This window comes from Neobacillus sp. GCM10023253 (genome assembly GCF_042653105.1).
GTDB classification, from domain to species: domain Bacteria; phylum Bacillota; class Bacilli; order Bacillales; family Cytobacillaceae; genus Neobacillus; species Neobacillus citreus.
Genome location: NZ_JBHSHV010000008.1, coordinates 12,380 through 37,958, shown reverse-complemented (window position 1 = coordinate 37,958; position 25,579 = coordinate 12,380). Strand labels below are relative to the sequence as shown.

21 protein-coding genes and 1 other annotated feature are annotated in these 25,579 nt (G+C 41.7%); of the genes, 13 read left to right on the top strand and 8 right to left on the bottom strand.

Annotated features, from left to right (window positions below):
* Positions 1 to 84: 84 nt before the first annotated feature.
* The gene (locus tag ACFPA1_RS10745) at positions 85 to 1,914 is read right to left on the bottom strand and encodes a metallophosphoesterase (RefSeq protein WP_378582698.1); all 1,830 of its coding nucleotides are present in this window, start codon (positions 1,912 to 1,914) and stop codon (positions 85 to 87) included.
* A gap of 324 nt (positions 1,915 to 2,238) precedes the next feature.
* Positions 2,239 to 3,297 (bottom strand): lactonase family protein, encoded by a 1,059-nt coding sequence (locus ACFPA1_RS10740; RefSeq protein WP_378582695.1) that lies wholly within the window; start codon positions 3,295 to 3,297, stop codon positions 2,239 to 2,241.
* Positions 3,298 to 3,508: 211 nt separating this feature from the next.
* On the opposite strand from ACFPA1_RS10740, the gene ACFPA1_RS10735 reads away from it, so the two are divergent.
* Positions 3,509 to 4,207 (top strand): DsbA family protein, encoded by a 699-nt coding sequence (locus ACFPA1_RS10735; protein ID WP_378582692.1) that lies wholly within the window; start codon positions 3,509 to 3,511, stop codon positions 4,205 to 4,207.
* A gap of 1 nt (position 4,208) precedes the next feature.
* The gene (locus ACFPA1_RS10730; protein ID WP_213144435.1) at positions 4,209 to 4,631 is read left to right on the top strand and encodes a disulfide oxidoreductase; all 423 of its coding nucleotides are present in this window, start codon (positions 4,209 to 4,211) and stop codon (positions 4,629 to 4,631) included.
* Positions 4,632 to 4,748: 117 nt separating this feature from the next.
* On the opposite strand, the gene ACFPA1_RS10725 is transcribed toward ACFPA1_RS10730, so the two are convergent.
* Positions 4,749 to 5,639 (bottom strand): DUF2935 domain-containing protein, encoded by an 891-nt coding sequence (locus ACFPA1_RS10725; protein ID WP_213144436.1) that lies wholly within the window; start codon positions 5,637 to 5,639, stop codon positions 4,749 to 4,751.
* An 85-nt stretch (positions 5,640 to 5,724) separates the two neighbouring features.
* Positions 5,725 to 5,964 carry a glutaredoxin family protein gene (locus ACFPA1_RS10720; RefSeq protein ID WP_378582688.1) on the bottom strand — a complete coding sequence of 80 codons (240 nt, stop codon included), beginning with the start codon at positions 5,962 to 5,964 and terminating at the stop codon, positions 5,725 to 5,727.
* A 275-nt stretch (positions 5,965 to 6,239) separates the two neighbouring features.
* On the opposite strand from ACFPA1_RS10720, the gene ACFPA1_RS10715 reads away from it, so the two are divergent.
* The 3 genes from ACFPA1_RS10715 (at position 6,240) to ACFPA1_RS10705 (ending at position 9,731) form a co-directional block, all read left to right on the top strand.
* Complete coding sequence (locus ACFPA1_RS10715; protein ID WP_378582685.1) at positions 6,240 to 6,836, top strand: cell wall hydrolase; 597 nt, start codon at positions 6,240 to 6,242, stop codon at positions 6,834 to 6,836.
* A 196-nt stretch (positions 6,837 to 7,032) separates the two neighbouring features.
* Entirely contained in the window at positions 7,033 to 8,451 is a 1,419-nt protein-coding gene (locus ACFPA1_RS10710; protein WP_378583424.1) for an NAD-dependent succinate-semialdehyde dehydrogenase, read from the top strand.
* Positions 8,452 to 8,606: 155 nt separating this feature from the next.
* The gene (locus ACFPA1_RS10705) at positions 8,607 to 9,731 is read left to right on the top strand and encodes an HAD family hydrolase (protein WP_378582684.1); all 1,125 of its coding nucleotides are present in this window, start codon (positions 8,607 to 8,609) and stop codon (positions 9,729 to 9,731) included.
* 107 nt (positions 9,732 to 9,838) lie between these two features.
* Here the strand turns inward: ACFPA1_RS10705 and ACFPA1_RS10700 are convergent, their stop codons facing one another.
* Together ACFPA1_RS10700 and serA are read right to left on the bottom strand one after the other, a co-directional pair.
* The gene (locus ACFPA1_RS10700) at positions 9,839 to 9,979 is read right to left on the bottom strand and encodes a hypothetical protein (RefSeq protein ID WP_378582682.1); all 141 of its coding nucleotides are present in this window, start codon (positions 9,977 to 9,979) and stop codon (positions 9,839 to 9,841) included.
* A gap of 48 nt (positions 9,980 to 10,027) precedes the next feature.
* On the bottom strand, positions 10,028 to 11,671 hold the full coding sequence (gene serA, locus ACFPA1_RS10695; RefSeq protein ID WP_378582680.1) for a phosphoglycerate dehydrogenase: 1,644 nt from the start codon (positions 11,669 to 11,671) through the stop codon (positions 10,028 to 10,030).
* Between the two features lie 102 nt (positions 11,672 to 11,773).
* Positions 11,774 to 11,987 (bottom strand) — a binding site (T-box leader).
* 291 nt (positions 11,988 to 12,278) lie between these two features.
* On the opposite strand from serA, the gene ACFPA1_RS10690 reads away from it, so the two are divergent.
* The 3 genes from ACFPA1_RS10690 to thrB are packed head-to-tail and all read left to right on the top strand — an operon-like array spanning position 12,279 to position 15,542.
* Positions 12,279 to 13,574 (top strand): homoserine dehydrogenase, encoded by a 1,296-nt coding sequence (locus ACFPA1_RS10690; protein WP_213144441.1) that lies wholly within the window; start codon positions 12,279 to 12,281, stop codon positions 13,572 to 13,574.
* Positions 13,571 to 14,641: a threonine synthase gene (thrC, locus tag ACFPA1_RS10685; protein ID WP_378582678.1), complete on the top strand. Its 1,071-nt coding sequence runs from the start codon at positions 13,571 to 13,573 to the stop codon at positions 14,639 to 14,641. The genes ACFPA1_RS10690 and thrC overlap by 4 nt, the downstream gene beginning before the upstream one ends.
* Positions 14,628 to 15,542 (top strand): homoserine kinase, encoded by a 915-nt coding sequence (gene thrB / locus ACFPA1_RS10680; protein WP_378582676.1) that lies wholly within the window; start codon positions 14,628 to 14,630, stop codon positions 15,540 to 15,542. The genes thrC and thrB overlap by 14 nt, the downstream gene beginning before the upstream one ends.
* Positions 15,543 to 15,569: 27 nt before the next feature.
* On the opposite strand, the gene ACFPA1_RS10675 is transcribed toward thrB, so the two are convergent.
* Together ACFPA1_RS10675 and ACFPA1_RS10670 are read right to left on the bottom strand one after the other, a co-directional pair.
* The gene (locus ACFPA1_RS10675; protein ID WP_378582674.1) at positions 15,570 to 18,107 is read right to left on the bottom strand and encodes an EAL domain-containing protein; all 2,538 of its coding nucleotides are present in this window, start codon (positions 18,105 to 18,107) and stop codon (positions 15,570 to 15,572) included.
* Between the two features lie 74 nt (positions 18,108 to 18,181).
* The gene (locus ACFPA1_RS10670) at positions 18,182 to 18,325 is read right to left on the bottom strand and encodes a hypothetical protein (RefSeq protein ID WP_213117933.1); all 144 of its coding nucleotides are present in this window, start codon (positions 18,323 to 18,325) and stop codon (positions 18,182 to 18,184) included.
* A 156-nt stretch (positions 18,326 to 18,481) separates the two neighbouring features.
* Here ACFPA1_RS10670 and ACFPA1_RS10665 point away from each other — a divergent pair, with 156 nt between their 5' ends.
* The 5 genes from ACFPA1_RS10665 (at position 18,482) to ACFPA1_RS10645 (ending at position 25,578) form a co-directional block, all read left to right on the top strand.
* A complete protein-coding gene (locus ACFPA1_RS10665; RefSeq protein ID WP_378582671.1) occupies positions 18,482 to 21,721 on the top strand; it encodes a BTAD domain-containing putative transcriptional regulator in 3,240 nt (1,079 codons plus the stop codon).
* Positions 21,722 to 21,874: 153 nt separating this feature from the next.
* Positions 21,875 to 23,071 carry a substrate-binding domain-containing protein gene (locus ACFPA1_RS10660; RefSeq protein WP_378583421.1) on the top strand — a complete coding sequence of 399 codons (1,197 nt, stop codon included), beginning with the start codon at positions 21,875 to 21,877 and terminating at the stop codon, positions 23,069 to 23,071.
* Positions 23,072 to 23,240: 169 nt separating this feature from the next.
* A complete protein-coding gene (locus ACFPA1_RS10655) occupies positions 23,241 to 23,996 on the top strand; it encodes an ABC transporter ATP-binding protein (RefSeq protein WP_213144446.1) in 756 nt (251 codons plus the stop codon).
* On the top strand, positions 23,993 to 24,700 hold the full coding sequence (locus ACFPA1_RS10650; RefSeq protein ID WP_378582668.1) for an ABC transporter ATP-binding protein: 708 nt from the start codon (positions 23,993 to 23,995) through the stop codon (positions 24,698 to 24,700). The genes ACFPA1_RS10655 and ACFPA1_RS10650 overlap by 4 nt, the downstream gene beginning before the upstream one ends.
* Before the next feature lie 17 nt (positions 24,701 to 24,717).
* A complete protein-coding gene (locus ACFPA1_RS10645) occupies positions 24,718 to 25,578 on the top strand; it encodes a branched-chain amino acid ABC transporter permease (protein WP_378582665.1) in 861 nt (286 codons plus the stop codon).
* Position 25,579 lies beyond the last annotated feature (1 nt).

The following is a 25,579-nucleotide window of genomic DNA, read 5'->3' as shown; positions in this document are numbered from 1 at the left end:
GGGGGGCTTTTCTTTTTTAATATATGTTTAATAAATCGATAAAAAGACGAACAGGTTTACCTGTTCGTCTTTGCAGCATAGACTCTATTGAATTAATTTGCCGTCTGTCCCGAAGTTATAGGTTACTCCATTAATGGTGTACAATCCGGTTTTCATAATGCCGGAATCAGCACCAAAGTAATAGGTATCACCTGAGATGGCTTGCCAGCCCTTCCTCATGATCCCATCAGGACCAAAGTAATAGGTGTTGCCTGAAATCTTCTGCCATTCGGTGCGCATTACCCCATCATCACCAAAATAATAGCGGTCTTTTTGATAGGTTTGCCACCCGGTTAGCATGACATCATTTGCGTAGAGGTAAGTTTTATCTCCATCTTTAACCCACTTATAGGTAATCAAAGCGCCATCTGATCCGAAGTTATAGAGTACCCCATCAACGGTGTACCAGCCAGTTTTCATAATGCCGGTATCAGCACCAAAGTAATAGGTTTTGTCAGAGATGGTTTGCCACCCTTTTCTCATTACTCCATCAGGACCAAAGTAATAGGTGTTGCCTGAAATGGTTTGCCATTCGGTGCGCATTACCCCATCATCGCCCAAATAATAGCGCTTATTATCGACGGTTTGCCACCCTGTTAGCATCGTTCCATTTTTATAGAGGTAAGTTTTATCTCCGTCTTTAACCCACTCATAAGTAATCAACACGCCATCTGTCCCGAAGTTATAGGTTACTCCATCAATAGTGTACTTGCCAGTTTTCATAATGCCGGTATCAGCACCAAAGTAATAGGTGTTACCTGAGATGGTTTGCCAGCCCTTTCTCATTACTCCATCGGGACCAAAGTAATAGGTGTTGCCCGAAATGGTTTGCCATTCGGTTTGAATGACACCATCTACGTAATAGTAAGTATTGCCCCCCTCTGTAATAAACCCATTTTTAACCAGCGGAGTCCCGGAATCAATTGGCTGTAAAGTTCCACTGTTTATTTGATTCAGAATATCTTGTGCAGCTGGGTCAGGAGCATAATTGCTAACAGTTAAAAGCTTTCCGTCGGCAGTTTTTACGACACCATTGGCATCGAAGGTTACATTTAAAAGGCCAAGATATTTAAGATTGTAGCTAGCCTGAACAATAACCGTCGGTTCAGTTTTATTAACAATCACAGGTGGACTTATTTTCTCATGTGAATGTCCTCCGACGATTATATCTATTCCATTTACATTATTGGCAAGACTTAAGTCAGTACTGTAACCTAAATGGGAAAGGGCGATAATTTTATTAACTCCCAGACTTTTTAATGCTTCTACAGTTGCTTTAGCTTTATCTGTTGGATTACTAACAGGTATAGGATAATTATAGGAAGTAGTAAGCAGCCCGAAAATACCCACTTTTTCCCCGTTGACATCTTTAATCATCGCTGGGTAGAGTTTCCCGCCTATAGGGGAAGTAGTGATCGTGTTTTCAGAGAAAGGCCCTAATAACGGGTCCCCTGATACATTGACATTGGCACTTAATACAGGGAACTTCAGTCCTCTCATGAAGTCTGCCAGTACATAGGTACCATTATCGAATTCATGATTTCCTAACGTCATAGCATCAAATTTTAAATTATTCATAAACCATGTATCTGCTTTTCCGAGGTACTTTGTGAAGTAGTCGGTTCCATAAAATACATCGCCTGCATGTAAGAGTAGTGCATTTGGATAAGTTTTCCGAAGCCCATTTACAGCAGTAGTTAACATTGGATACTGCTCTACATGCGAATGTGTATCATTTACATGCATTATTGTGAGAGTAAAATTGCTTGGTGGTTTTGTTGGCTTGGCTGCTTGGGCATTGTCCATATATGGTAAAAAGTAAAAGGACAAAAATGCGAGCATTGCTATTATAACTAATCTTTTCCTAGCCTTCATTCACTAAATTCCCCCCTCATTTTTCCAAATTGTTTTCCTGATGAATCACATTGTAAGCAACATCTAGCTGATTTATAAGGTTACAAGTTTGTTTTTGTTGAAAATGCACCTCCTTTAATAATCATGTTTGTAGGTTGTCAGGATGGCCTTTTGTATATTGTGTGAAATTATCCTTTATAAAGAACAAACAACTCAGAGGAAAATAGGAGAAAATCCCCAGATGGCTATTTAAATATATATGCTAACAGGTAATTTTATTTACTAGGTCCTTCAAAAAATTTTCTTTATTAAAAAAACAGGATAAGCGTCAGCTTATCCCGCGATTTATATATTCAAAAACTTCACACAAACCGGATGCGGCGCGTTAAAATCCGACTGCAGCAATGTCAATCTTCCTGAATCTTCATCCCTCGCAAAAAGCACAAGATTCCCCGACTCCTGATTAGAAGCAACAATAAACTTCTCGGAAGGATCCAGTTCAAAATCCCTTGGCCAGTCTCCTTCAGTAGACGTATGCTCAATAAACGTCAATTCACCAGTTTCTCCATTAACACTAAAGACAGCAATACTGTTATGCCCGCGATTTCCGGCGTATACAAACTGGCCATCGGATGAGACATGAATCGCGCTTCCTTGGTTATTCTCTTTAAAATCCTCCGGAAGAGTAGAAATATATTGCTTTTCAGTAAAATGGCCATTTTCCGGATGATAGGTTAATACAATTACCTCAGAGCTGAATTCTGTCATCAAATAGGCAATGCGGCCGTTTGGATGAAATGTCAAATGACGCGGCCCGCTGCCTGCTTTTAATGGCAACAACTTCACTTTTGTAAGTGTACCGTCATCCTCCACCTGATAGGTTATCAGCGCATCTATCCCCAATTCGACCACCGCCAAATAATTTTCATCAGGGGTTAGGCCGGCATAATGGGTATGAGCTTTTTCCTGTCTTGGGTCCGGCCCGCGGCCTTCATGCTTTATACTTGAAGCGGCAGGCTGAACAGATCCGTCTTCCCGGTTAACAAGATGAGACTCGACAGTACCTTTATGATAATTGGCGGTAAAGACGTAATTCCGCTGGCTGTCGATACTAACATGGCAAGGCGGAGAACCAGGTGTCATTTGCCGGTTTAAAGCTGTCAGCTCCCCGTTATCATTTATTGAAAATGCAGCAACGCCGCCAACATCCCCCTCTTTCCCCACTGAATAAAGAAAACGATTATCTTTGCTAATCGTTAAGTAGGTAGGGTTTTCCAGCTCCGCTGCCACTTTCAAATTTTCTATCTTTCCTTCCTCGGCATTTAAGGTAAAGGAGTAGACACCTTTGCTTTCTCCCTTTGTGTAGGTACCGATATAACCCATATAGCTGCTGTTAATCGTCATATTTGTGCTCCTTTGTAATCATAATCTAACTTATTTTATCAATTTTAGTTGAAAGTTATAAAAAATAACAACAGAATGTACTGGCTAGTGCAATAAAACTAATAACGGTAAAACCAATTATTTGATTTATTCCAATAGATAAGTAATATTAAAACTATCTGGGAAAATAAATTCATCACATATATAACAGTTTTTTCGAAGGAGTCTGATCATGGCAAATAATAAAAAAACAAATACGAAGAATTCGTCATCGAAGTTTATCTTTTGGGTAATAGGGTTAATCGCTATAGGTGTTTTGGCACTTATTTTTTTAGGCAACCACTCCAAGGATAAAGAAGCAGCTAAATCAAATGAGATTGACTACAGCCATCAGCCGTTCTTAGGTAAGGAATCCGCCCCAGTATCCATCATTGAATTTGGGGATTATAAATGTCCGTATTGTAAGCAGTTTTCTGCATCTGCTGTCCCGTTTATTGAAAAGGAACTGGTGGATACGGGAAAAGCTAAATTCTACTTCTTTAATGATTCCTTTATTAATGTGGATTCTGAGCGTTCAGCGAAATTTGCGGAATCTGTATATGCGGTTCTTGGAAACGATACATTCTGGAAGTTCCATGAACTTCTTTATAAAAAGCAGCCTGAAGATCAGAAATATGAAAAAATCGATCTTTATACGGAAGAGTTCTTAACTGATACACTAAAGGAAGTGGCCAGTGACAAAGAAGTGGATAAGGTGGTTAAGCACTTCAAAGCCGACAAATCGAAGGATGCCTGGCAAAAGGATATGGATTATGTGAAAAAGTTAAATGTTCAAGGAACTCCCGCATTATTTGTTAATGGTAAAAAGTTCGAAGGTCAATCCATTGACGACTTAAAAGAGATGGTCGAAAACGCCGCGAAGGGGAAGTAATATGAACAAATCCCTGCTTCTTTCCTGGATTGCCGCGCTTATCGCCACTTTAGGCAGCTTGTATTTTAGTGAGGTTCTGCATTTTATTCCCTGTACGCTGTGCTGGTATCAGCGGATATTTATGTACCCATTGGCGATTATGTTAGGAATTGCTGTCTATCGAAACGATCTTGACATATATAAATATGTACTGCCATTATCAGTCATCGGTATGCTGGTATCCGGCTACCATACACTGCTTCAAAAACTTCCTTTCTTACAAAGGTTTGAAATGTGTACAAGCGGGGTACCTTGCTCCAAGGATTATATTAACTGGCTTGGGTTTATTACGATTCCTATCTTAGCCTTCATTGCCTTTACAATCATAACAATCAGCATGGTAATCGTGGCGCGCAGCCAAAAAGAAGAGACTATCCGCGGATAGTCTCTTCTTTAGCTAATAGGAAATTATAAATTTTTCAAATTTATAATTTCCTAACGCATAAATTCAACTACGCCTCTGTCTTCGTCCTAACGAACTCGCCAATCGGCAAGTTTACATTTATAGGCGCTGCTGTTCCTGTTGTTTTACCTTTAATCGTTCTTCTAAAACATGCACGATTTGCAAGAAATGGTCTGCTTCTCTGACAACATGGTCGGCTAACAGCGGGTCGATGACATTTCTAATTTGGCAGGTCTTAATAAAATCCAGGCCGGCTTGCTTGAAAGCACGCAGTTCCTGAGTGGCACTTTCACTGTCTTTATTGAGTTTTCCAATAATAGGATACGTAGGGCTTTTTTTATACAACATTGATTCAACATCACGCGCCTGATTTAGGAGGACCTCAAAATCATCCCCAAATTTTCTGGCGGTAATCACCAAATTCCGTTCAGATTGATCGAGAAGGGAGGCGATAAAGCGCGAATGCTCCATCATAATTTTTAGCCAAAAAACATTTTCTTTGATAATCGCATCCTGGATGGGGTCTAATATTCCATCATTTAATTTTTTTAAAGTCCTCATAAAGTATTCAGCTTCACGGGCGATATGGTCCACAAGAAGCGGGAAGTTAAACCCCATGACTTTACAATTAATGATTAAGATGAGCAGGTTCCGCTTAAAATTCCGCAATCCTAATACTAACTGAATGGTATCTTCATTTAATTTCCGTACTGCTGTTACATTATAAGGTGTTTGATGAGCCCTTTTTTCCTGCTCTGCAAAGTATTGATAAAATCGGTCCGTTTGTTGGATAAGCTGCTTGTCTTTCCGATTGAAGCCTTCCCCTAAAAAATAGGAATGCTCCTTCATAATTCGCAGCCAAAATTTATTTTCAGTTAAAGAACGTTCAATAAACATCTGTTCTGTAAGGGATTCAGGTGGTGCTGCAAAGTTTTCTGGGGCAGTTAACATTTTGTTAAATTCCTGTTCGCTAAGTCCTTGATAGACCATTAGCCGCCCTCCTTAAACACGCATAGTACATTATATTTAGGGTTTTAGTGTTTATGATAGGCTGCTTGGTCCAGTTTAATAATTATTACGTTAATCCAAGAAGCTTGCTTAATTTCTTCTCTTGAAAGCCTAATACCAGTTTTCCATCAATAAAGATGGCGGGGGTTGCGAAAATTTTCTTTTCCTTTAACTGATCCAAGTACGCTTTATTAATAGAGGCATTCCGCTCTTCGAATTTAATTCCCTTTTCTTTTAAAAATGTTTTTACCTGATCACAGTAAGAGCAGCCATTGCTGCTATATACAATTACTTCATGTGGGGACACCTTTAAAAACCTCCATATACAATCTTGTAATTAAAGATAATCAATCACTTACTATATTACAAGCTTGAAACATTATGTAAAAAAGGGACCGAAATCATCCATTTTCTCCAACCACTGGATTAACAAATAAGTTGGTGATTAATACCAAAGAGCATGGAAAGCCTATTATGCTAGTTATTGCACAAGTTTACCACTTTTTAGGTAATGAATAAGTGTGTTACAACTGATAGCCTTGGTTGTAGAGAAAACGTGCTACGAATTTAGGAGGTTATCAAATGAATAAACTTAAAAAACTAGTGATTGCAGCCGGGTTAATGCTATCAATGTCAGCTTTTACTTTAAATGGACAAACAGAAGCAGCAACAACTACACACACAGTACATTATGGTGAGACATACTGGAATATAGCAAAAGGATTCGGTGTTCCTGTCAATAGCTTAATGGCTACGAATAATAGCAGACCACTGATCGCAGGTAAAAATATTACTCTGCCAAACTCTCCAGTTACTGCGGCAGACAAAGAGTTAATGGCACGTTTAGTCCGTGCTGAGGCTGTTGGTGAGCCATATGCAGGGAAGGTCGCAGTGGCAGTTGTCGTCTTGAACCGAGTAAAAAGTGATCAATTCCCAAATAGCGTTAGGGAAGTTATCTATCAAATTTCAAATGGACACTATGCGTTTACTCCTGTAGAAAACGGTCAAATCAATCAAGCCGCTGATGCTGAATCAAAACGAGCTGTCAACGAAGCAATAGCTTTAATGGGTAAAGGAAATGGTTCTCTATTTTTCTATAATCCTAATACTGCTCAAAGCTCTTGGATTAAGTCACGTCAAGTGACTGTAAAAATCGGCAACCATGTATTTGCAAGATAAGCTTAGTATTTCCAAATAAAATAATTTTTTAATAAAAAGCAGCGTATTCCAACAATTGGAATAGCTGCTTTTTTGTTCCTTAATTTAGATGCTTCTAATAGCCGTGTGATTGGATGAGTTGATATAATGGAAGCAGTACAAAAGGGAAGGGGAGAATGCAATGGATACTTTAGGACAGAAATATCAAATTTACCCAATGTATCTTGATGGTAAATGGGTAGGCCAAGATTATGAAACGTTAACGGAAGTCGTAAACCCGGCGACCAAGGAAGTCATAGGAGCAGTACCCACTGGAGGTGCTTTTGAAGCGGAACAAGCTGTTGATGCGGCCCATAAGGCATTTAAAACCTGGTCGAAAAAAACGGCTGAAGAACGCTATCAGCTCCTCATGAAATGGTACCAGTTGATTGATGAGAACAAACTTGAAATCGCTAAAATTATGACAATGGAGCAAGGCAAGCCGTTAAAAGAGGCCGTTGGTGAGGTCCAGTACGCCAATAGTTTCATTTCTTGGTTTGCTGAGGAAGGCAAGCGGGTTTATGGGGAAACGATACCTGCTTCTCATCCAAACAAGCGCATTCTCGTACGCAAGGAGCCTGTAGGTGTTATTGCGGCGATTACTCCTTGGAACTTCCCTGCTGCGATGATTACTAGAAAAGTGGGCCCTGCGCTTGCAGCCGGTTGTACGGCGGTAGTTAAACCAGCTAATCAGACGCCTCTAACCGCGTTAAAGATAGCTGAACTTGCCCATGAAGCGGGAATACCAGAAGGCGTATTAAATGTGATAACCGGTAGATCCTCAGAAATCGGGGATGTTTGGTTGAAAGACCCTCGTGTTACTAAAATTACTTTTACCGGTTCGACCGAGGTCGGTAAAACATTAATGAGGGGCGCTGCCGAAACTGTGAAAAAAGTATCACTTGAGCTTGGCGGAAATGCACCGTTTATCGTTATGGATGATGCCAATTTAGCAAAGGCAGCGGCAGGCCTTGTCCAATCGAAATTCCGCAATGCCGGACAAACCTGTATTTGTACGAACCGAGTCTATGTTCAGGAAGGTGTAGCAGAGGAATTCACGAAGCTATTCCAAACGGAATTAGAGAAGCTTAAAGTTGGAAATGGGCTTGAAGACGGCGTCGATATCGGTCCATTAATCGATCAAGCAGCCCGCAGTAAAGTGGAAGAACTCTTACAAGATGCAATCGAAAAGGGAGGCAGGGTCGTTTATACAGGACTAAAACCGGCGGAAGAGAAGGGCTATTTCTATTCCCCAACAATTTTAACGGATGTGCAGGATGACATGGAATGCATGAAGGATGAAATCTTTGGCCCGATTGCACCGATTGCGACCTTTAAGACGGAAGAAGAAGTGATTGAACGTGCTAATAATTCAAACTATGGTTTAGCTGCTTATGTCTATACCGAGAATTTGAGCCGATCGTTTAGAATCACGGAGCAGCTTGAATACGGTATCGTTGGTCTCAACGATGCGCTGCCTTCAGTTGCGCAAGCACCGTTCGGCGGATATAAGGAAAGCGGTATTGGCCGTGAAGGTGGTCATTTCGGAATTGAGGAATTTTTAGAAGTGAAATATATTTCCATCGGTTTGGACTAAAATAAAAAGCAAGCCGTGCACCAGAATGAACACCGGCGCACGGCTTGTTTCTATTTTTGCTATCACTGAATCTTCTCTCTTTTTACTTTTATTCAGTTCGTTTACTGTGGTACGATAACGTATAAAAGCAGACAGGGAAATGGGGTATTAGGAAATTGATTAAAACGATTTTATTCGACGTTGACGGGGTTCTATTAAGCGAGGAACGTTACTTTGATGCATCGGCGCTAACCGTCTGGGAGATGCTGATAAGCAGTAATTACTTGGCTTTATCACCTGAAAAATTCAAAACAGATTATAGCGATAAAGAAATAGAAGAAATTCGAAATGTTGTATTTGAAAATGATAAAATCCTGAAATTCCAAAAATCACGCGGCCTAAATGCCAACTGGGATATGATTTATTTATCATTTGCCCACCAGCTAATTCATCTACTTTCACAAATCAAAGAATATGAAATTGAAAACATTAGAAAATGGTGTCAAGCACCAATCAATCATAAAACCTTACTTGAGATTGGTGGGGTGTTGAATAATTATTCGGTTGAACTGGATTTCGGTTTGTTTGTGAAGGAGTTTGAGAGGTCCGAGGCAACTAAGCAAGAACTGCTTGATTATTTGAATGTGCTGACCTTTGAGAAGCTTGGTGTGGAAACCTCTAGTTTTCAAAAAGGGGAGCTTTGGTCTGTATGTGAGCATGTTTCTCAGGAATGGTATGTGGGCGATGACAATATTATTGCTTCAACCGGCAAGCCTTCTGTCCAGAAAGGCAAGAAAGGCTTTTTAGTTAATGAAACAACATTGGCTCCTAAAGAAGATATAGGAGAGCTATTTCAATTTTTAACAGCCTCGGGGATTGAGATTGGGATTGGAACAGGCCGTCCCGAATTGGAAACGATTCAGCCATTTCAACACTTGGATTGGTTAAAGCATTTTGATGTGAGTCGGATTGTGACTGCGGATGATGTCGCCAAGGCTGAGCAGGAACTTCCAGAAGGTAAATCTTTATCAAAGCCGCATCCGTATACCTACATATTGGGTCTGCATCGCAAAGATCTGTCCGTGCAGGAGTGTTTGAACACGCCGCTGCCAATCAAGGATGGCGATTCTGTCCTGATTGTCGGGGATTCATTGGCAGATCTACTCGCTGCAAGGCAGATGGGATGCCAAATCGCTGCCGTGTTAACCGGGTTATCCGGGAAAGACGCCAGAAGTGAATTTGAGAAGCATAAAGCGGACTATATTCTCGATTCGGTGCTTGATTTAAGAGAAATTCTTTAAAAAGTTGCCTGCTATTAGTGTATTTTTTTAGTTTATTAGCGAATTTGAGGATTCTATTAGCGAATCAAAGTCATTTATTAGCGATTTTTAACGTTTTATTAGCGAATCTAAAAGTAAAAACCGAACCCTAAAATTTCTATCGGCGAATTTTGAGGTCCAATCGGCGAATCGAAGCTTTTTATCGGCGAATCTCCGCCCTCAATCGGCGAATTCAACCATTCAATCGGCGAATCAAAAAGTTCCAACATAAAAAGGCTGCCCCTATAAATGGAGCAGCCCTATTTAAATTCAAAAAATCAAACACTCTCCACTGCCTGCGGCTCAACGCGGCCTGCCTCAAACGTATCGACATTTGATAACTCTAAAAATTGTGCTTCGTCTAAACCAGGAATTTGGACAAGTTCACGGCTGACTTCAGTACCGAGCGTCTTATCAAGCGTCAACACCATGATGGCCTCGCCGCCAACTTCTGTACGGCCAACCTGCATGGTACCGATGTTGATTTGATAGTCTCCAAGTAAAGATCCTACCTTTCCAATCATCCCCGGCACGTCCTGATGTTTAATATATAATAGATATTTCTCAGGCTTCACGTCAATCCGGTATTGATTAATCTTTACAATCCGGGCACCGTAGCCGTTTAACACAGTGGCTCCAATCCGAGCAGTTTCATCACCTTGCGAAACTGAAAGCTCCAAATAGTTGGCAAAGCCTTTATTCGTAGCATTTTTCTGCACATTATAGGAAACGCCCTGCTCTTTCAATAAATGAAGCACGTTGATGAGATTGACAGAATCGCTTAAATGATAGGATAAAACACCTCTAAGCATTGTCCGTGTCAATAATTCTGTATCCTCATCGATTAGATCACCATAATAATTGATTTCTATTTTTGTAGGTGCAGAGTTTTTCAATAATTGAATGACAAGCTGGCCGACTTGGTCGCCAAGTACTAAATAAGGCTGGAGCTTGGCTTGCGTTTCGCCTGACATTTGCGGCATATTTACCGCATGCTGGATGGATTGGTTTTCAAAAATCTCAACGATTTCCGCGCTGACTTCTTCTGCTACTTTCTCTTGTGCCTCAACGGTAGAAGCGCCAAGATGCGGAGTAACGATAATATTCGGATTCTGCAATAGCTCTGGGTCACCAACCGGTTCTTTTTCAAATACGTCAAGGGCAGCACCGGCAACATGGCCAGACTGAATGGCCCGGACTAATGCTTTTTCGTCAATGATACCGCCGCGGGCACAGTTCACGAAGCGAACGCCTTTTTTCGTTTTGCTTAAAAATTCATCATTAATAATTCCGCGAGTATCATTAGTCAGCGGTGTATGGATGGTAATAAAATCAGCCTCGGCCGCAATTAAATCAAGGCTTGCTTTGGTAATGCCAAGCTTTTTCGCGCGGTCTTCCGTCAAATATGGGTCAAAACCCAAAATATTCATGCCGAAGCCTTTTGCCCGTTTGGCCACTTCAGTACCGATCTTGCCCATACCAACAACACCAAGTGTCTTTTTGTACAGCTCCACTCCTTTAAAAGAGTTGCGGTCCCATTCACCGCCGGAGGTCTTTTGGTGGGCTTGCGGAATTTTTCTTGCCATGGCCAGCATCATCGCCAATGTGTGCTCAGTTGCAGCAATCGTGTTGGCACCAGGTGCGTTAATGACGATGATCCCTTTCTTGGTAGCAGCGTTGACATCAATGTTATCCACGCCGACACCTGCTCTAGCAATGACACGCAGGCGGCCTGCTGCCTCAAGAAGCTCTCCTGTTACCTTTGTTTGGCTTCTCACAATAAGGGCGTCGTAATCACCGATAATCTTTTTTAATTCATCTGTAGGCAGTGTTGGCTGTCTTTCCACAATGAAATTGGCATGGTCGACTAAGCATTTTAAACCTGTCTGGCTGATTCCGTCGGTTACAAGCACTTTGTACATTTTTAAAACCTCCAGTTTGTTTTTTTATAAAAATTTTAATAGCTTACGGTATTTCATTGAAAAATAAAAAACGCCCCTCATAACAGACACAGTGGTCGTGTTATGAGGGACGTAAGTTAACGTGGTGCCACCCTCTTTTGCCGCAACACCGGTGCGGCCTCTAAGCAAATAACGGGTTGGTTATACCCGGGCTAGCCTACTAAAATTTCAGCAGCCAGTTCAGAAGGGCTGGGCATTATAGAAATTAGCACCGGTTCGCAGCGTCCACCGGCTCTCTGAAACTATTTCCTATTGCCGTCTTCATCATCACTTTTTCATTAATAGAATACACCCAATTGAGTGAAATTTCAAAATTCAACTGAATATAGGCATTATTCTACATCCCGCTTTCGGGCTTGTAAAGGGGTTAAATTCAAAAAAATTTGCCAGTTTTCTCTGAAAATTTTTACTCAAAATGAAGAACCTTGCTATAATGCAATAGTAAGCGATTACAGCAGGGAAAAGTCAGAAATATATCTATTGTAAAAAAATGAACAGACCCTTATAATGTCTACAATAGAAATACAATTGTTCACACCAGAAGGACATAGGAACGGAGGGGAAATGGGTGAAAGCAATTTCGATTGGATTACTGGGGTTGGGTACCGTTGGCTCAGGTGTTGTCCAAATTATTAAAAATCATCAGGATAAATTAATGCACCAGGTGGGCTGCCCAGTAACGATTAAAAAAATTCTGGTTCAAAATTTAATTAAAACTAGACCTGTTGAAATCGAAGCAGGATTATTAACGAATAATGCTGATGACATCTTATTGGATGAAGAAATAGATGTTGTCATCGAGGTTATGGGCGGCATTGACGCCACAAAAGACTATTTGATTACGGCCCTCCGTCAAGGCAAGCATGTTGTGACTGCCAATAAGGATTTAATGGCTCTCCATGGCTCCGAACTGTTAACGGTGGCATCAGAGTATGGCTGTGATTTGTTTTATGAGGCGAGCGTGGCTGGCGGCATCCCGATTCTCAGAAGTTTGGTGGATGGTCTTGCTTCTGATCGTGTTACGCAAATGATGGGGATTGTCAATGGAACAACAAACTATATTTTAACGAAAATGAGCAATGAAGGCCGCTCCTATGATGAGGTGCTGAAAGAGGCGCAGGCTCTCGGTTTTGCGGAGACTGACCCGACATCTGACGTCGAAGGATTGGATGCAGCCCGTAAAATGACCATCCTTGCTACATTGGGCTTTTCCATGCATATTGATTTAGAGGATGTAAAGGTGAAGGGCATTTCGGGCGTAACGGAAGATGATATCCGCTACGGGAAACAGCTTGGCTATACGATGAAGCTGATTGGATATGCCCACCGCGAAGGAGAAAAGGTCGAAGTTAGTGTCGCCCCTACCTTCTTATCTGACAATCATCCGCTTGCTTCCGTTCAAAATGAATACAATGCTGTTTATGTGTACGGTGAAGCTGTGGGTGAAACGATGTTTTACGGGCCTGGAGCAGGCAGTCTGCCAACCGCAACCTCCATTGTTTCCGACCTTGTCGGTGTGGTGAAAAATTTGCGGCTTGGTGTGAATGGGAAAAGTGCCGTGACCCCGCAATATCCAAAGCAATTAAAGGATGATAACGAAAAATATTCGAAGTACTTCCTGCGTATCCACGTCAGGGATGAAGTTGGTGTTTTTGCCGATATAACAACGATTTTTGCCAATTATGGGGTCAGCTTTGAAAAAATTCTTCAGCTGCCAATTAAGAAACATGAAACATCAGAAATTGTCCTAGTAACCCATAAAGCTTCTTTAACAAGCTACGATGGAATTCTACAGGAGTTAAATGACCTGCAAGCTGTAAAAGAAATAAAAAGTGCATATAGAGTGGTGAGGAAAACGATATGAGATGGCCAGGATTAATTGAAGCATATAAAGAATTTTTACCAGTAAATAATGAGACACCAAAGCTAACGCTAAATGAAGGAAATACTCCTCTAATTTACTTGCAGAATCTTTCCAAGGAGTGGGGAGTAGAGCTTTATGTAAAAGTTGAAGGAGCCAATCCAACTGGTTCCTTTAAGGACAGAGGAATGGTCATGGCTGTTGCCAAAGCGGTTGAGGAAGGCAGCAAAACTGTAATTTGCGCTTCCACCGGAAACACTTCCGCTGCTGCTGCAGCATATGCAGCCCGGGCGGGTATCAACTGTATCGTTGTGATTCCGGAAGGGAAAATTGCCATGGGCAAACTTGCTCAGGCGATGATGTATGGGGCCGAAATCATCTCCATTGAGGGGAATTTTGACCAAGCTCTTAAAATGGTGCGAGATATCAGCGAAGTAGAGCCAATCACATTGGTTAACTCAGTTAACCCATTCCGTCTAGAAGGGCAAAAAACAGCTGCATTTGAGGTTTGTGACCAGCTTGGTTCAGCACCTGAAATTTTAGCGATCCCGGTTGGAAACGCCGGCAACATCAGCGCTTATTGGAAAGGCTTTATAGAATATAACAGCAAAAAAGAAACTGGTTTGCCAAGAATGTTCGGGTTTGAAGCTGCAGGGGCAGCCGCTCTTGTACATAACCGCGTGTTTGAAAATCCGGAAACAATCGCAACAGCGATTCGGATTGGCAACCCGGCTAGCTGGGATTTGGCGGTTAATGCAGTCAAAGAATCTAACGGTCAGTTTGATGAAGTTACCGATGATGAAATCGTCGCAGCTTATAAAAAATTAGCTTCTACTGAAGGTGTTTTTGCAGAGCCGGCATCCTGCGCTTCTATCGCTGGTGTTTATAAATCATTACAAAACGGGAAAATCGCCAAAGGGACCAAAATTGTCGCTGTTCTTACAGGAAATGGCTTGAAGGATCCGGACACAGCTATTCAAAGCAGCTTGGTGAAACCTGTTGTATTGCCAAACGATGAAAAGGCTGTGGCAGAGCATATTCGAGGGGTTGTCGGGCATGCCGCTGAATAATCAATGGATGATCAAGGTTCCGGCAAGCACAGCCAATCTTGGTCCGGGATTTGATTCCATGGGGCTGGCGGTAGATCTGTATTTGACTTTAGAGGTGGAGAAAAGTGACCATTGGGAATTCTTTTCTCCTAACCCTGAATTAACCCAGCTTCCAACTGATGAAACCCATTTTATCGCACAAATTGCCCTTGAGACAGCTAAGAAATATGGAAAAGAGCTAACTCCCTGCCGTGTAAAAATGGAAAGTGAGATTCCCTTGGCACGCGGACTTGGTTCAAGCGCTTCTGCTATCATTGCAGGGATTGAACTTGCTGATATCGTGGGTGGCTTAAACCTGACAAAGGAGGAAAAGCTTCTATTGTCAACTGATATAGAGGGCCATCCGGACAATGTTGGGGCATCCCTTTATGGGGGCCTTGTCATCGGAAGTTATCGGCAAAACGAAGTGGAGATGCTGAACTTTACCAATCTTTCCTTTGAGATGGCTGCGGTTATTCCGAAAGAAATCTTATTAACTAAGGATTCACGCGGAGTACTGCCAAACAGCTTTTCTATGAAAGAAGCGATCGAGGCTTCTTCGGCTGCGAACGTATTGGTGGCATCCCTGTTAAGTGAAAATTGGGAAATGGCCGGAAAAATGATGGAACGAGATCGGTTTCATCAACCTTATCGGAGACCACTGATTCCTTTTTATCAAGACGTTGAACAATTTGCCAAAGAGAATGGGGCATTCGGAACAGCATTAAGCGGCGCAGGTCCAACTGTCCTTTGCTTTGCTGAAAAGGGCAATGGCCGTCAGCTGGTTACAGATATCCAAAAGGCATTCCCGGAAATGACCGTTAAGCTCTTGCAAATTGATTCCTCCGGCAGCAGAGTCTGTGAAACAGCGAAACGGAAGTAATTTAAAACAAAGCAAAAAGAGGCTGAATCATTCAGCCTCTTTTTGCTTTTTCAAATATTGCTCAAAATCGCTTTTATTTAATGGTCTACTAAATAAATAGCCCTGCATTAAACAACAATCTCTAGAAAGTAAAAATTCCTTCTGATATTCCTTTTCAACTCCTTCTGCAATTACTTGAAGCTTTAAGCTTCGGCCTAGATTAATAATAGCTTCGGGAATCTCGGAGTTCTCAAAATCTTCTTCGATATTCTGAATAAAGGATTTATCTATTTTTAAGCAATCGATCGGTAAATCTTTTAAATAGCTTAAAGACGAATAGCCCGTCCCAAAATCATCAATAGAAATGGAGATTCCCAAACTTTTAAGTGTACGAAGTGATTGAACAATTTCTCGTGAATTATTCAAAAGAATGCTTTCTGTAATCTCAATTTCAAAACAGTCAGGACGTAATTCACTATTGGCAAGAATTTCTTCAATCATCGTGACCATCTTGCGTGGTTCCTGAAACTGCCGGGCAGAAAAATTTACCCCTACTGATAACGGAATAGGCCTATTCATGTTCCAGACGCTTACCTGACTGCAGGCTGTTTTCATCACAAATTCCCAGATTGGCTGAATTAATTCTGTTTCTTCGGCAATTGGGATAAAAATTTCCGGCGAAACAACACCCAATTCATCATCCGTCCATCTCAGCAAAGCTTCAACACCAAAGATGGTACCTTCTTTTACATTGATTTTTGGCTGGTAATAGACTTCTAATAATTCATTTTCAATCGCTTTTCTTAAGCGAGCCTCAAGATGTGGTCTTTTTATATTCGCCTTTCTTAACTGTTCTGAAAAAACAACAACTTTGTTTCCTCCCATTTTCTTCGCCGTATACATGGCCGTATCTGCGTAGATAATGAGACTTTCGATATTATCTGTGTGCTCGGGGTAGATGCTGACACCACAGCTGGCTCCCATATAAATTTCTGTTTCATCAAGAAAATAAGGGGCTTTTAAGTTGGAAATGATTCTCTCAGCAGAACTCTTTGTATCTTGTAAATTATAATTGAACAATAAAATAATAAATTCATCGCCGCCTTGCCTGATGATGAAATGATTTTCATTATTGGGCAGGCTATCCTTTATACGGCTGGCAGTCATTTTGAGGATTTCGTCCCCTTTGGAATGCCCAAAGGAGTCATTAACTTCCTTAAAACGGTCCATATCCATGAAAATAACCGATAAGGTTTCTCTATTTTGATTCGCCCTATTTACAATCGAAGGCAGTTTTTCTTGAAAATATCTTCTGTTAAGCAGTCCTGTTAACGCGTCATGATTCGCTTGGTATTCGATAAATTCCCTGCTCTGCTGGAGATCCGTTACATAGTTGTGCAGGTCCTTAGACAAAGCATTGACGTTTTCCGCGAGCATGCCCAGCTCATCCTTACGTTTCAAATGCAGGTTTTTTCCAAAATTGCCTTTGGCTATTTCATTGACCCGATCCACGATGTAACCAATCGGCCTGGTAATGGAGTTTGAAAAAATAAAGCTGATAATTAACACGATAATCATAATGATAATGGAAAGCAGGATATGAACCTTAAGTTCATGCGCCAATTCATTTTCTATCAGTCCATAATCATAAACGAGGCCCGTCACAAAAGCTGTACCATTGGCTGAACCGGGGACGAAGGTTTTCATAACGTTTTTGCCATTTAAGTGGGCCTTGTAGGATTGCGTTTTCCCTGTTTTCATCGCCATTTTGATTAAAGCAGCATCTTTTTTATAGTTTTCGTATTTATAGTCACCGTACCACATAGGACGCGCTGAAATGCGCATATAGGAGTTGCCGTTTAAATGAACGTATTCGTCCTTTTTTCCAAAATTCTTGGGATTGAAAACAGTTAACTCCAAAATACCTTTTTGCTTGGTATAATCTTTTATAATTTTTTTAGGGCCAAAAAGATCCTCATATTCTATTGCTTCACTGTCCCGGAAATAAGGGTTTATGATATAATTCGTTGTCCCATCATAATAATAGCCCCATTTATCAACGTGATCCGGATCCGAAGAGGCTACTTCGATCGGTCCCGACCAATAATTTGGCAGTGTTAACCCCTTTCCGACCGTAACAGGCTTTAACGCAAAAAGCTGCTGATAGGCTTCATACCAATAGCCCCATCCCTTAGTCGACATGTTAATTTCCTGAGGGTCGGATGATTTCACACCAATAATGTCATCTTCTGTCTTTGCCATTAAAGTAATGTGTGAGACCCCGACGTCCTTGGCTATTTTTTTGAGCTGCTCGTTTGAGACATCCTCCCAGCGGGGCGGAAGCTGATCCTTGATGGCGAGGGAGGCAATCCGTAAACCCCTGCCAAGAATATCTTCAACATATAAGGAACCCTTGGTTGTATTTTTGACATGATAGGAAATTTCCTTTGTGATCATGGAAATCTCTCGATTGTTAGTACTAATGAGCTGATTTTTTGACCGAATATAATGAAAGGCATTATTCGTAACTAAAATGATAAATACAAGCAGACAAAATAATAGCGGAAGTTTTTTCTTTATAGACAAGCTTTAACACTCCAATGAGCAGCATACACTTCCTTTTAATAAGGTGTGTATGCTGTTGTAGATTAGGGGACAGATTAACCCTTTATTCCATGGAGCCATTCTTCATAGCATTCATCACATAGTGTTTCATGCCTTTCTTGATTGGCTGAATCAAACGAAACCTGATGAAGATGTTTTTCCTCAAATTGGTTTGTGCAATAAAAGCATGTATCAGGCATTTTCTATCCTCCTTTATAAATATAGATAGTTTAGTTTCTTCCCGCAACCTAAGTTTTATAATAGAAAAAAATCTTTCAGCAACTCGTCCTACTATCTCCCAGTATGGTAAAATAGTGTAAAAATTGGGAATTTTTTAGAGGGGGAGGCCTTCAAGTATGAAGCTTCCAATTATCCAAACGAAGCTGCGGGTTCCTGCAGTGAAAGATGAATTTCTAAGAAGAGCAAATCTTACGAGGAAGCTGAAGAAAATACCAGAACATCCCTTAACTATTATTCATTCCGGGGCTGGCTTTGGAAAAAGCACCGCACTTGCCTTGTTCATGAAGGACGAAAATATTAATGGCTGCTGGTATTCCATCTCTTCTATGGATGATGATATCCTTCCGTTTCTGTCTCATATTATCCATTCCATTCGAAAAGCTGCCCCTGAGTTTGGCAGAGAGTTGTTAACCTTTGTGGAAACCACAGATCGTTATATCCGCAATGAAGAAATAGGTTTCCTCTGTTCTTTGTTTATTAATGAAATCCTTGAAACCAGTTCTGAAATCATTTTGATTTTGGATGATTTTCACCAAATTGAACAGTCCTATACCATTAATAGTTTCATGGAAAATCTTCTCGAGCATATCCCTGCCAATTTGCATATTGTGATCTCCAGCCGAAGCCGTCCGGTTTGGAAGCCTCTTACAAAAATGAAAGTGTGCGGACAATTGCTGGAAATTACCAAAGAGGACTTAATTCTGACCATCGAGGAAATGGAATTGCTCTTGTTGGACTTATATGGCCTGGAGGTGGAACATCATCATTTATTAGCTATTTATCAAGTAACAGAAGGATGGATTATTGCCACATGTATGATTGCCCAGCAAATTCCCTTGAAACAGGACATTTCCGCTTTAATTGAGCAAACTTCCCTGTCCCTTCATGACTTTTTTCAGTATCTAGTTTTGGAAGTGTTTTCAAAGCAGCCGCCCATTATTCAGCAATTTCTTGAACAAACATCTATTTTTGAGGAGATTGAAGAGGAATTATGTGACGAGGTCATCGGCATTCAAGCGGCCTCAAGTATGTTGGAACAGTTAAAAGACCGAAACCTGTTTATCCAAAAAGTCGACTCAAAGCATTATCGTTACCACGCATTATTTAAGGATTTTTTAGAAAATCATTTTGAAAAGAATCATCCGGAAAACTTTATCTTCCTGCATGAACGATGTGCCCGTTTTTATGAAAAAAGGGAGCTTTGGGAAAAGGCACTTTATCATTACAAAAAAATAAAACAGTTTAAAGCGATTGCCTCTATATTGCAGGAAAAGGGCTTTCACATGCTAGAAAGCGGTAAATTAGAAAGCTTAGCGGATTTATTAAAAAAAATCCCTGAGGATGAGTTCGATACCTACTATCTTCTTTGGCTATTGAAAGCGGAGGTATACCGATACCGTTCCCAATATCTTGACGCCGAAGAATGTTATCATGAGGCTTACGAAGGTGCCCGGAGGAGAAATGATTTTCTCGGAATAAGCAGGGCTTTAGAGGGAAAAGCAAAGATTTACTTGGACACGATTCAGCCTCAGCGTGCAGAACAGCTTTTATATGAAGCGATTGCCCACCGCGAAAAAAGCAATAGCCCCGTGGAGGAGAGCGGCAGACTTTATGAATTATTATCCGAGAATCTGCTTAACTCCGGGAAAGCAAAAAAAGCGGAAGTTTGGCTAAAAAAAGCCAAGGAATCGACTATTTCCAAGCTTGACGGAAGCCTCGAGGCAAGATTGTATCTACGAACAGGACGGTTTGAGAAAGCAAAGAAATTTCTATATATGAAAAAAGCTGAAGTTAAGAATGTTCAACTTTCTTCCCTGCCGCAGGCACACCGTGAAATTGACTTATTACTTTCCATTATCGAGGCTTTTACTGGAGAAGGGAATAAAGCAAAAGAGCTTGCCCAGGCAGGCATCCAGCAGGGAATCAGCTTGAAGGCTCCATTTGTGGAGGCCTGCGGGTGGATTAGGATGGGGCACGCTGTTCAAATTTTGAATAAATATGATTCTTCGTTAGCGGAAAACTGCTATCAGACGGCACTAGAATTGATGGATAAATTGCAAGTTGACCGTGGTAAGGCAGAGCCATTAATGGGACTTTGTATTTTATATGGCGTCAGAGGGGAATTCGAACGGGCGATGACGGCCGGTAAACGTGCTTTGCAGGAGACGGAAAGAGTGAATGATCTTTGGCTTTCGGCCATGATTACGCTTGGCATGGGGATCACTTGCATTCATAATGAACGATTCTCAAAGGCCCTGGATTACTTGGAGCAAACGAATACCATGTTTGTACATTGTGAGGACTCTTATGGTCAAATGCTCAGCAATTTCTGGCTGGCCTATTGTTTTCACATCGAGAAAAATTGGAAACAATTCAGGACAGCCTTTGCTGAGTTTTTAAATATTGTCCAAACACACGAATATGAATTCATTTTTCATAAAAGATCTGTCTTTGGTCCAAGAGATTTGCAGGTGTTCATTCCTATGTTAATAGATTGTTTAAAAGAAGACGGACAAACAGGATTTGCGGCCAAAATTCTGCAGGATATGGGAATTGCCGCCTTAGAATCCCACCCCGGTTATTCCATCAGGGTCCAAACCCTTGGGCAATTCAGGATTTGGCTGGCGGATAAGGAAGTCGGTGAAAAGGAATGGCAGAGAGAAAAGGCAAAGGAACTATTTCAATTATTGATGACTACCGGTGAATTAATTTCAAAAGAAGAGATTATTGCAATCCTTTGGCCAAATCAAGAGCGAAAAAGTGCTGACCGGGACTTCAAGGTGGCCTTAAACAGCCTGCAGAATGTCCTTGAACCCGCACGGAAGGCAAGGGCTGCCCCTTTTTTTGTAATAAGAGAAGGAAGCTTCTATGGATTAAATCAACTGGCGGTGATTGAATTGGATACAGTCCTTTTTCAGGACTTGATTCAAAAAGGGCTTCAGGAAGCAGAACCTGAGAAAGGGCAGCTTTTTTTGGAAAAGGGCTTAAAGCTCTATCAGGGGGAGTATTTGCCTGACCGCCGCTACGATGATTGGTGTATCAGCAAAAGGGAGAGGATGCTCGTTTATTTCCTAAGAGGAGCGGAAAAAATGGCTCAAGCCTATGTTCGTCAGGAAAATTATGATGGGGCCATTTTCTGGTGTGAAAAAATATTGGAGCGGGACCGTACCTGGGAAGAAGCATACCGGCTGCTCATGTACTGCTATTATCGTAAAAATAACCGACCGCAGGCCTTAAAATGGTATCAAAAATGCACCGAGGTCCTCGAAAAAGAACTAGGTGTTTCGCCGCTTGAGCCAACAAGGCATATGCGTGACATGATTATGGAATCTGACAGCTATATACAGCCAATCTGACAGCCTGAAAAAAAGGCTGTTTTTTTTGTAACTTCTTTGTAACTCCTATTTCCTATGATGAAGTCAAAGCATTTCCATGATTGACCTGAAAAATTTTAAGGGGGAAGAGATGTGAAGGGAAGCAGAAAAAGATGGGCATTTTTAGGATTACTAATGTTTGTGATGCTGTTTGCCAGTGCGTGCAGCTCGGACAAATCATCATCAGAGCCGAAGGACAACGGTGGAAAGAAGGAAGAAAATAAAGCCCCAATTAAAATCGGTGTGCTTGCATCAAAAACTGGAGCCTTGGAGTCCTACGGTAAACAAACATTAAGAGGCTTTGAGCTGGGACTACAATATGCTACAGACGGAAAGATGGAAGTGGATGGCAGAAAAATTGAATTCTATGTGGAAGATACCGAAACGAAGCCGGAAGTAGCTGTACAAAAAGCAACGAAACTATTAGAAGAAGATAAGGTAGATTTCTTGGTTGGATCGTCTAGTTCGGCTGATACATTAGCAGTACTTCCGCTGGCTGAGGAATATAAAAGAATTATGGTGGTTGAACCAGCTGCAGCGGATACGATTACTGGATCCGAGTTCAACCCTTATATTTTCCGAACAGCACGGAACTCTTCACAGGACGCAGTTGCAGGTGCAGCAGCCATCGCGAAAAAGGGTGTCAAAATTGCGACCCTAGCTCCTGATTATTCATTTGGACGTGACGGGGTAGCAGCATTTAAAGAAGCGGCTAAGAAATTAGGTGCTGACATTGTAAAGGAAGAATATGCGGATCCGGCAGCAACGGATTTTACCTCTAATATTCAAAAAATCATTGATGCCAAACCTGATTACTTATTCGTAGTCTGGGCCGGCGCTAACTCTCCATGGAAACAGATTGCCGATATGAAGGTTCAGGAAAAAGGCATCAAAATCTCAACCGGAGCACCGGATATTGCGGCCTTATCTACAATGGCGCCGCTTGTAGGAATGGAAGGCTTCACTGTCTATTATCATGATCTTCCAAAAAATAAAATCAATGATTGGCTTGTCGCTGAACATAAAAAGAAATTTAACAATGAGGTTCCCGACCTATTTACACCAGGAGGTATGAGTGCGGCGATCTCCATTGTGGAAGCTGTCAAGAAAACAAAAGGCGATACTGACGCCGATAAATTGATTAAAGCGATGGAAGGAATGAGCTTTGAAACACCGAAAGGAAAAATGACCTTCCGACCTGAGGATCACCAGGCACTGCAGTCATTATATGCGATTAAGCTTGAGAAAAAGGATGGCGTGAATTATCCGGTTCCGGTATTAATGCGCGAGCTGACTCCCGAGGAAACCGCTCCGCCAATTCGTAATAAATGAAAACTCGCCGATTGGCGAGTCCGATAGGACGGTTCATGAGGCGTAGTTGAATTTATGCGTTATGAAATTATAATTTCATATTAGCTAAATAAATTTCACAGGTGAGTGGGGGGATTAAGGTTTAATCGGATCCCCCTCTTCCTATTTGTAATCTAGGGTGGTGATATGTTTGGCAGCATTGATTGAAACAAATGATTTATCGATAACCTTTGGCGGCCATACCGCGGTTGATTCCGTTACATTAACAGTTCCTGAAAAACACTTTAAGTCAATTATCGGGCCGAATGGCGCCGGAAAAACGACCTTTTTTAATCTATTAAGCGGGCAGCTTACGCCGACAAAAGGGAAAATTTATTACCGGGGGAAAGACATCACTGCTTTTTCACCGACGAAACGAACCAGGGCAGGAATTGGCCGTTCCTTTCAAATTACAAATGTATTTCCCAATTTAACCGTTTTGGAAAATGTCCGGCTCGCTGTCCAATCGCAGTCGGGAGTCCGCTATCAAATGCTCTTTCATTATAAAAAATATCGCCAATTTGAAGAGAAGGCGCTGGAATGGCTGAGGCTGGTGCTTCTCGATGACAAACAGGACTCACTTGCCGCTAACCTTGCCCATGGTGAAAAGCGGAAGCTGGAAATTGCCATGCTGCTGGCATTGGAAACAGAGGTTTTGCTACTGGATGAACCGACCGCGGGGATGTCCCTGGAGGAGGTTCCAGCGATTTTGGAGGTCATCAAGCGGATTAAGCAGCAAGGGGATCGAACCATCATTCTAATTGAACACAAAATGGATATGATTTTAGATTTGTCCGATTCTGTCATGGTTTTGTTTAACGGCAGGCTTCTGGCTGACGGCACGCCAGAGGAAATCATGAAAAATGAGACGGTTCAGTCGGCCTATTTAGGAGGGCTTTACGAATGAGCGAACTACTGCAGCTAAAGGACATAGAAACACATATTGGCCAATATCATATTCTTCAGGGTGTTTCGTTGGAAGTGAAAAAGGGAGAAGTGACCGTTTTGCTTGGCCGAAATGGAGCAGGTAAGACGACCACTTTACGGACTATCATGGGGTTTACGCCTGCTTCCAAAGGAAGTGTGATCTTTAAAGGGGAGTCCATTCAGACTCTTGCCCCCTATACCATTGCCAAAAAAGGGATTGGTTTTGTACCGGAAGACCAAGGGATTTTTTCAGGCTTAACCGTTGAGGAAAATATGAAGGTGGCAATGCAAAAGGAAAATACAGAAACCTTGAAGAGAATGGATTGGATCCTGGAGCTGTTTCCCGACTTGAAAAAGTTTTGGAAAAAGCCAGGAGGGCTGTTAAGTGGCGGGCAGAAGCAAATGCTGGCCATTGCCAGGGCCTATATTAATGAGAATGAATTGCTGTTAATCGATGAGCCGAGTAAGGGATTGGCTCCAATCGTTGTGGAAAAGGTGATGGAATCCATTACCCAAATGAAGGAGCAGACAACCATTGTTTTGGTCGAGCAAAATTTCATGATGGCGAGTACGATTGGTGACCATTATTACATTATTGATGACGGCCAGACAGTAAGCCATGGAACAATGCAGGAATTGAAAGAAAACGAGGAAAAGAAACGAAAATATTTAGGGATTGCCTAGGAAAGGGGAAGACCTTTGTGGATTTATTCTTCAATTTGGCTTTAAATGGGCTGGCGACTGGGATGCTCATTTTCCTGCTGGCAGCCGGGTTAACGCTAATATTTGGGTTAATGGATGTATTGAACTTTGCCCATGGCGGGTTATTTGCCTGGGGAGCTTACAGCGGTTTATGGATTTATGGAAAAACGGGGAGCTTTCTGATTGGGATTGCCGGTGCCGTCCTGACCGGATTCCTTTTAGGCATCATCACGGAAAAATGGATTATCAAACCGGTTTATGGGAATCATGTCCAGCAAATTTTAATTACACTTGGGCTCATGCTTGTACTTTCGGAAATGCTGAAGGTGATTTGGGGACCTAATCAAATTACCGCCACGCCACCGGATTATTTAGAGGGAAGCTGGGAACTAGGCGGCGTGATTATCATTAAATATCGGGTATTTATTATTTTGGCTGGCCTGCTTATTTATACGTGCGTGCAATTTTTGCTCAAAAAAACGAAAATCGGACTTGTCGTCCGAGCTGGCGTAATGAATAAGGAAATGGTCCAGGCATTAGGTATCAATATTCAAAAGGTATTTATGTTTGTATTTATGATTGGTGCAGGAATGGCCGCTCTCGGCGGAGTTCTTTTGGGGCCATATTCCGGAGTCATCCATGCGGGGATGGGAATGGAGTTTGCCATTTTAGCCTTTATCGTGGTAGTCATCGGGGGCATGGGCAATTTCAGTGGTTCCATTTTGGCGGCCATTCTTGTGGGGCTGTCCGGTTCGTTTATGGCGTACTATGTTCCGGATTTGTCGCTTGCTGTTAATATGCTGTTGATGGCAGTTGTATTGATTATTCGGCCGCAAGGACTATTTGGGGCAAAGGGGTGAG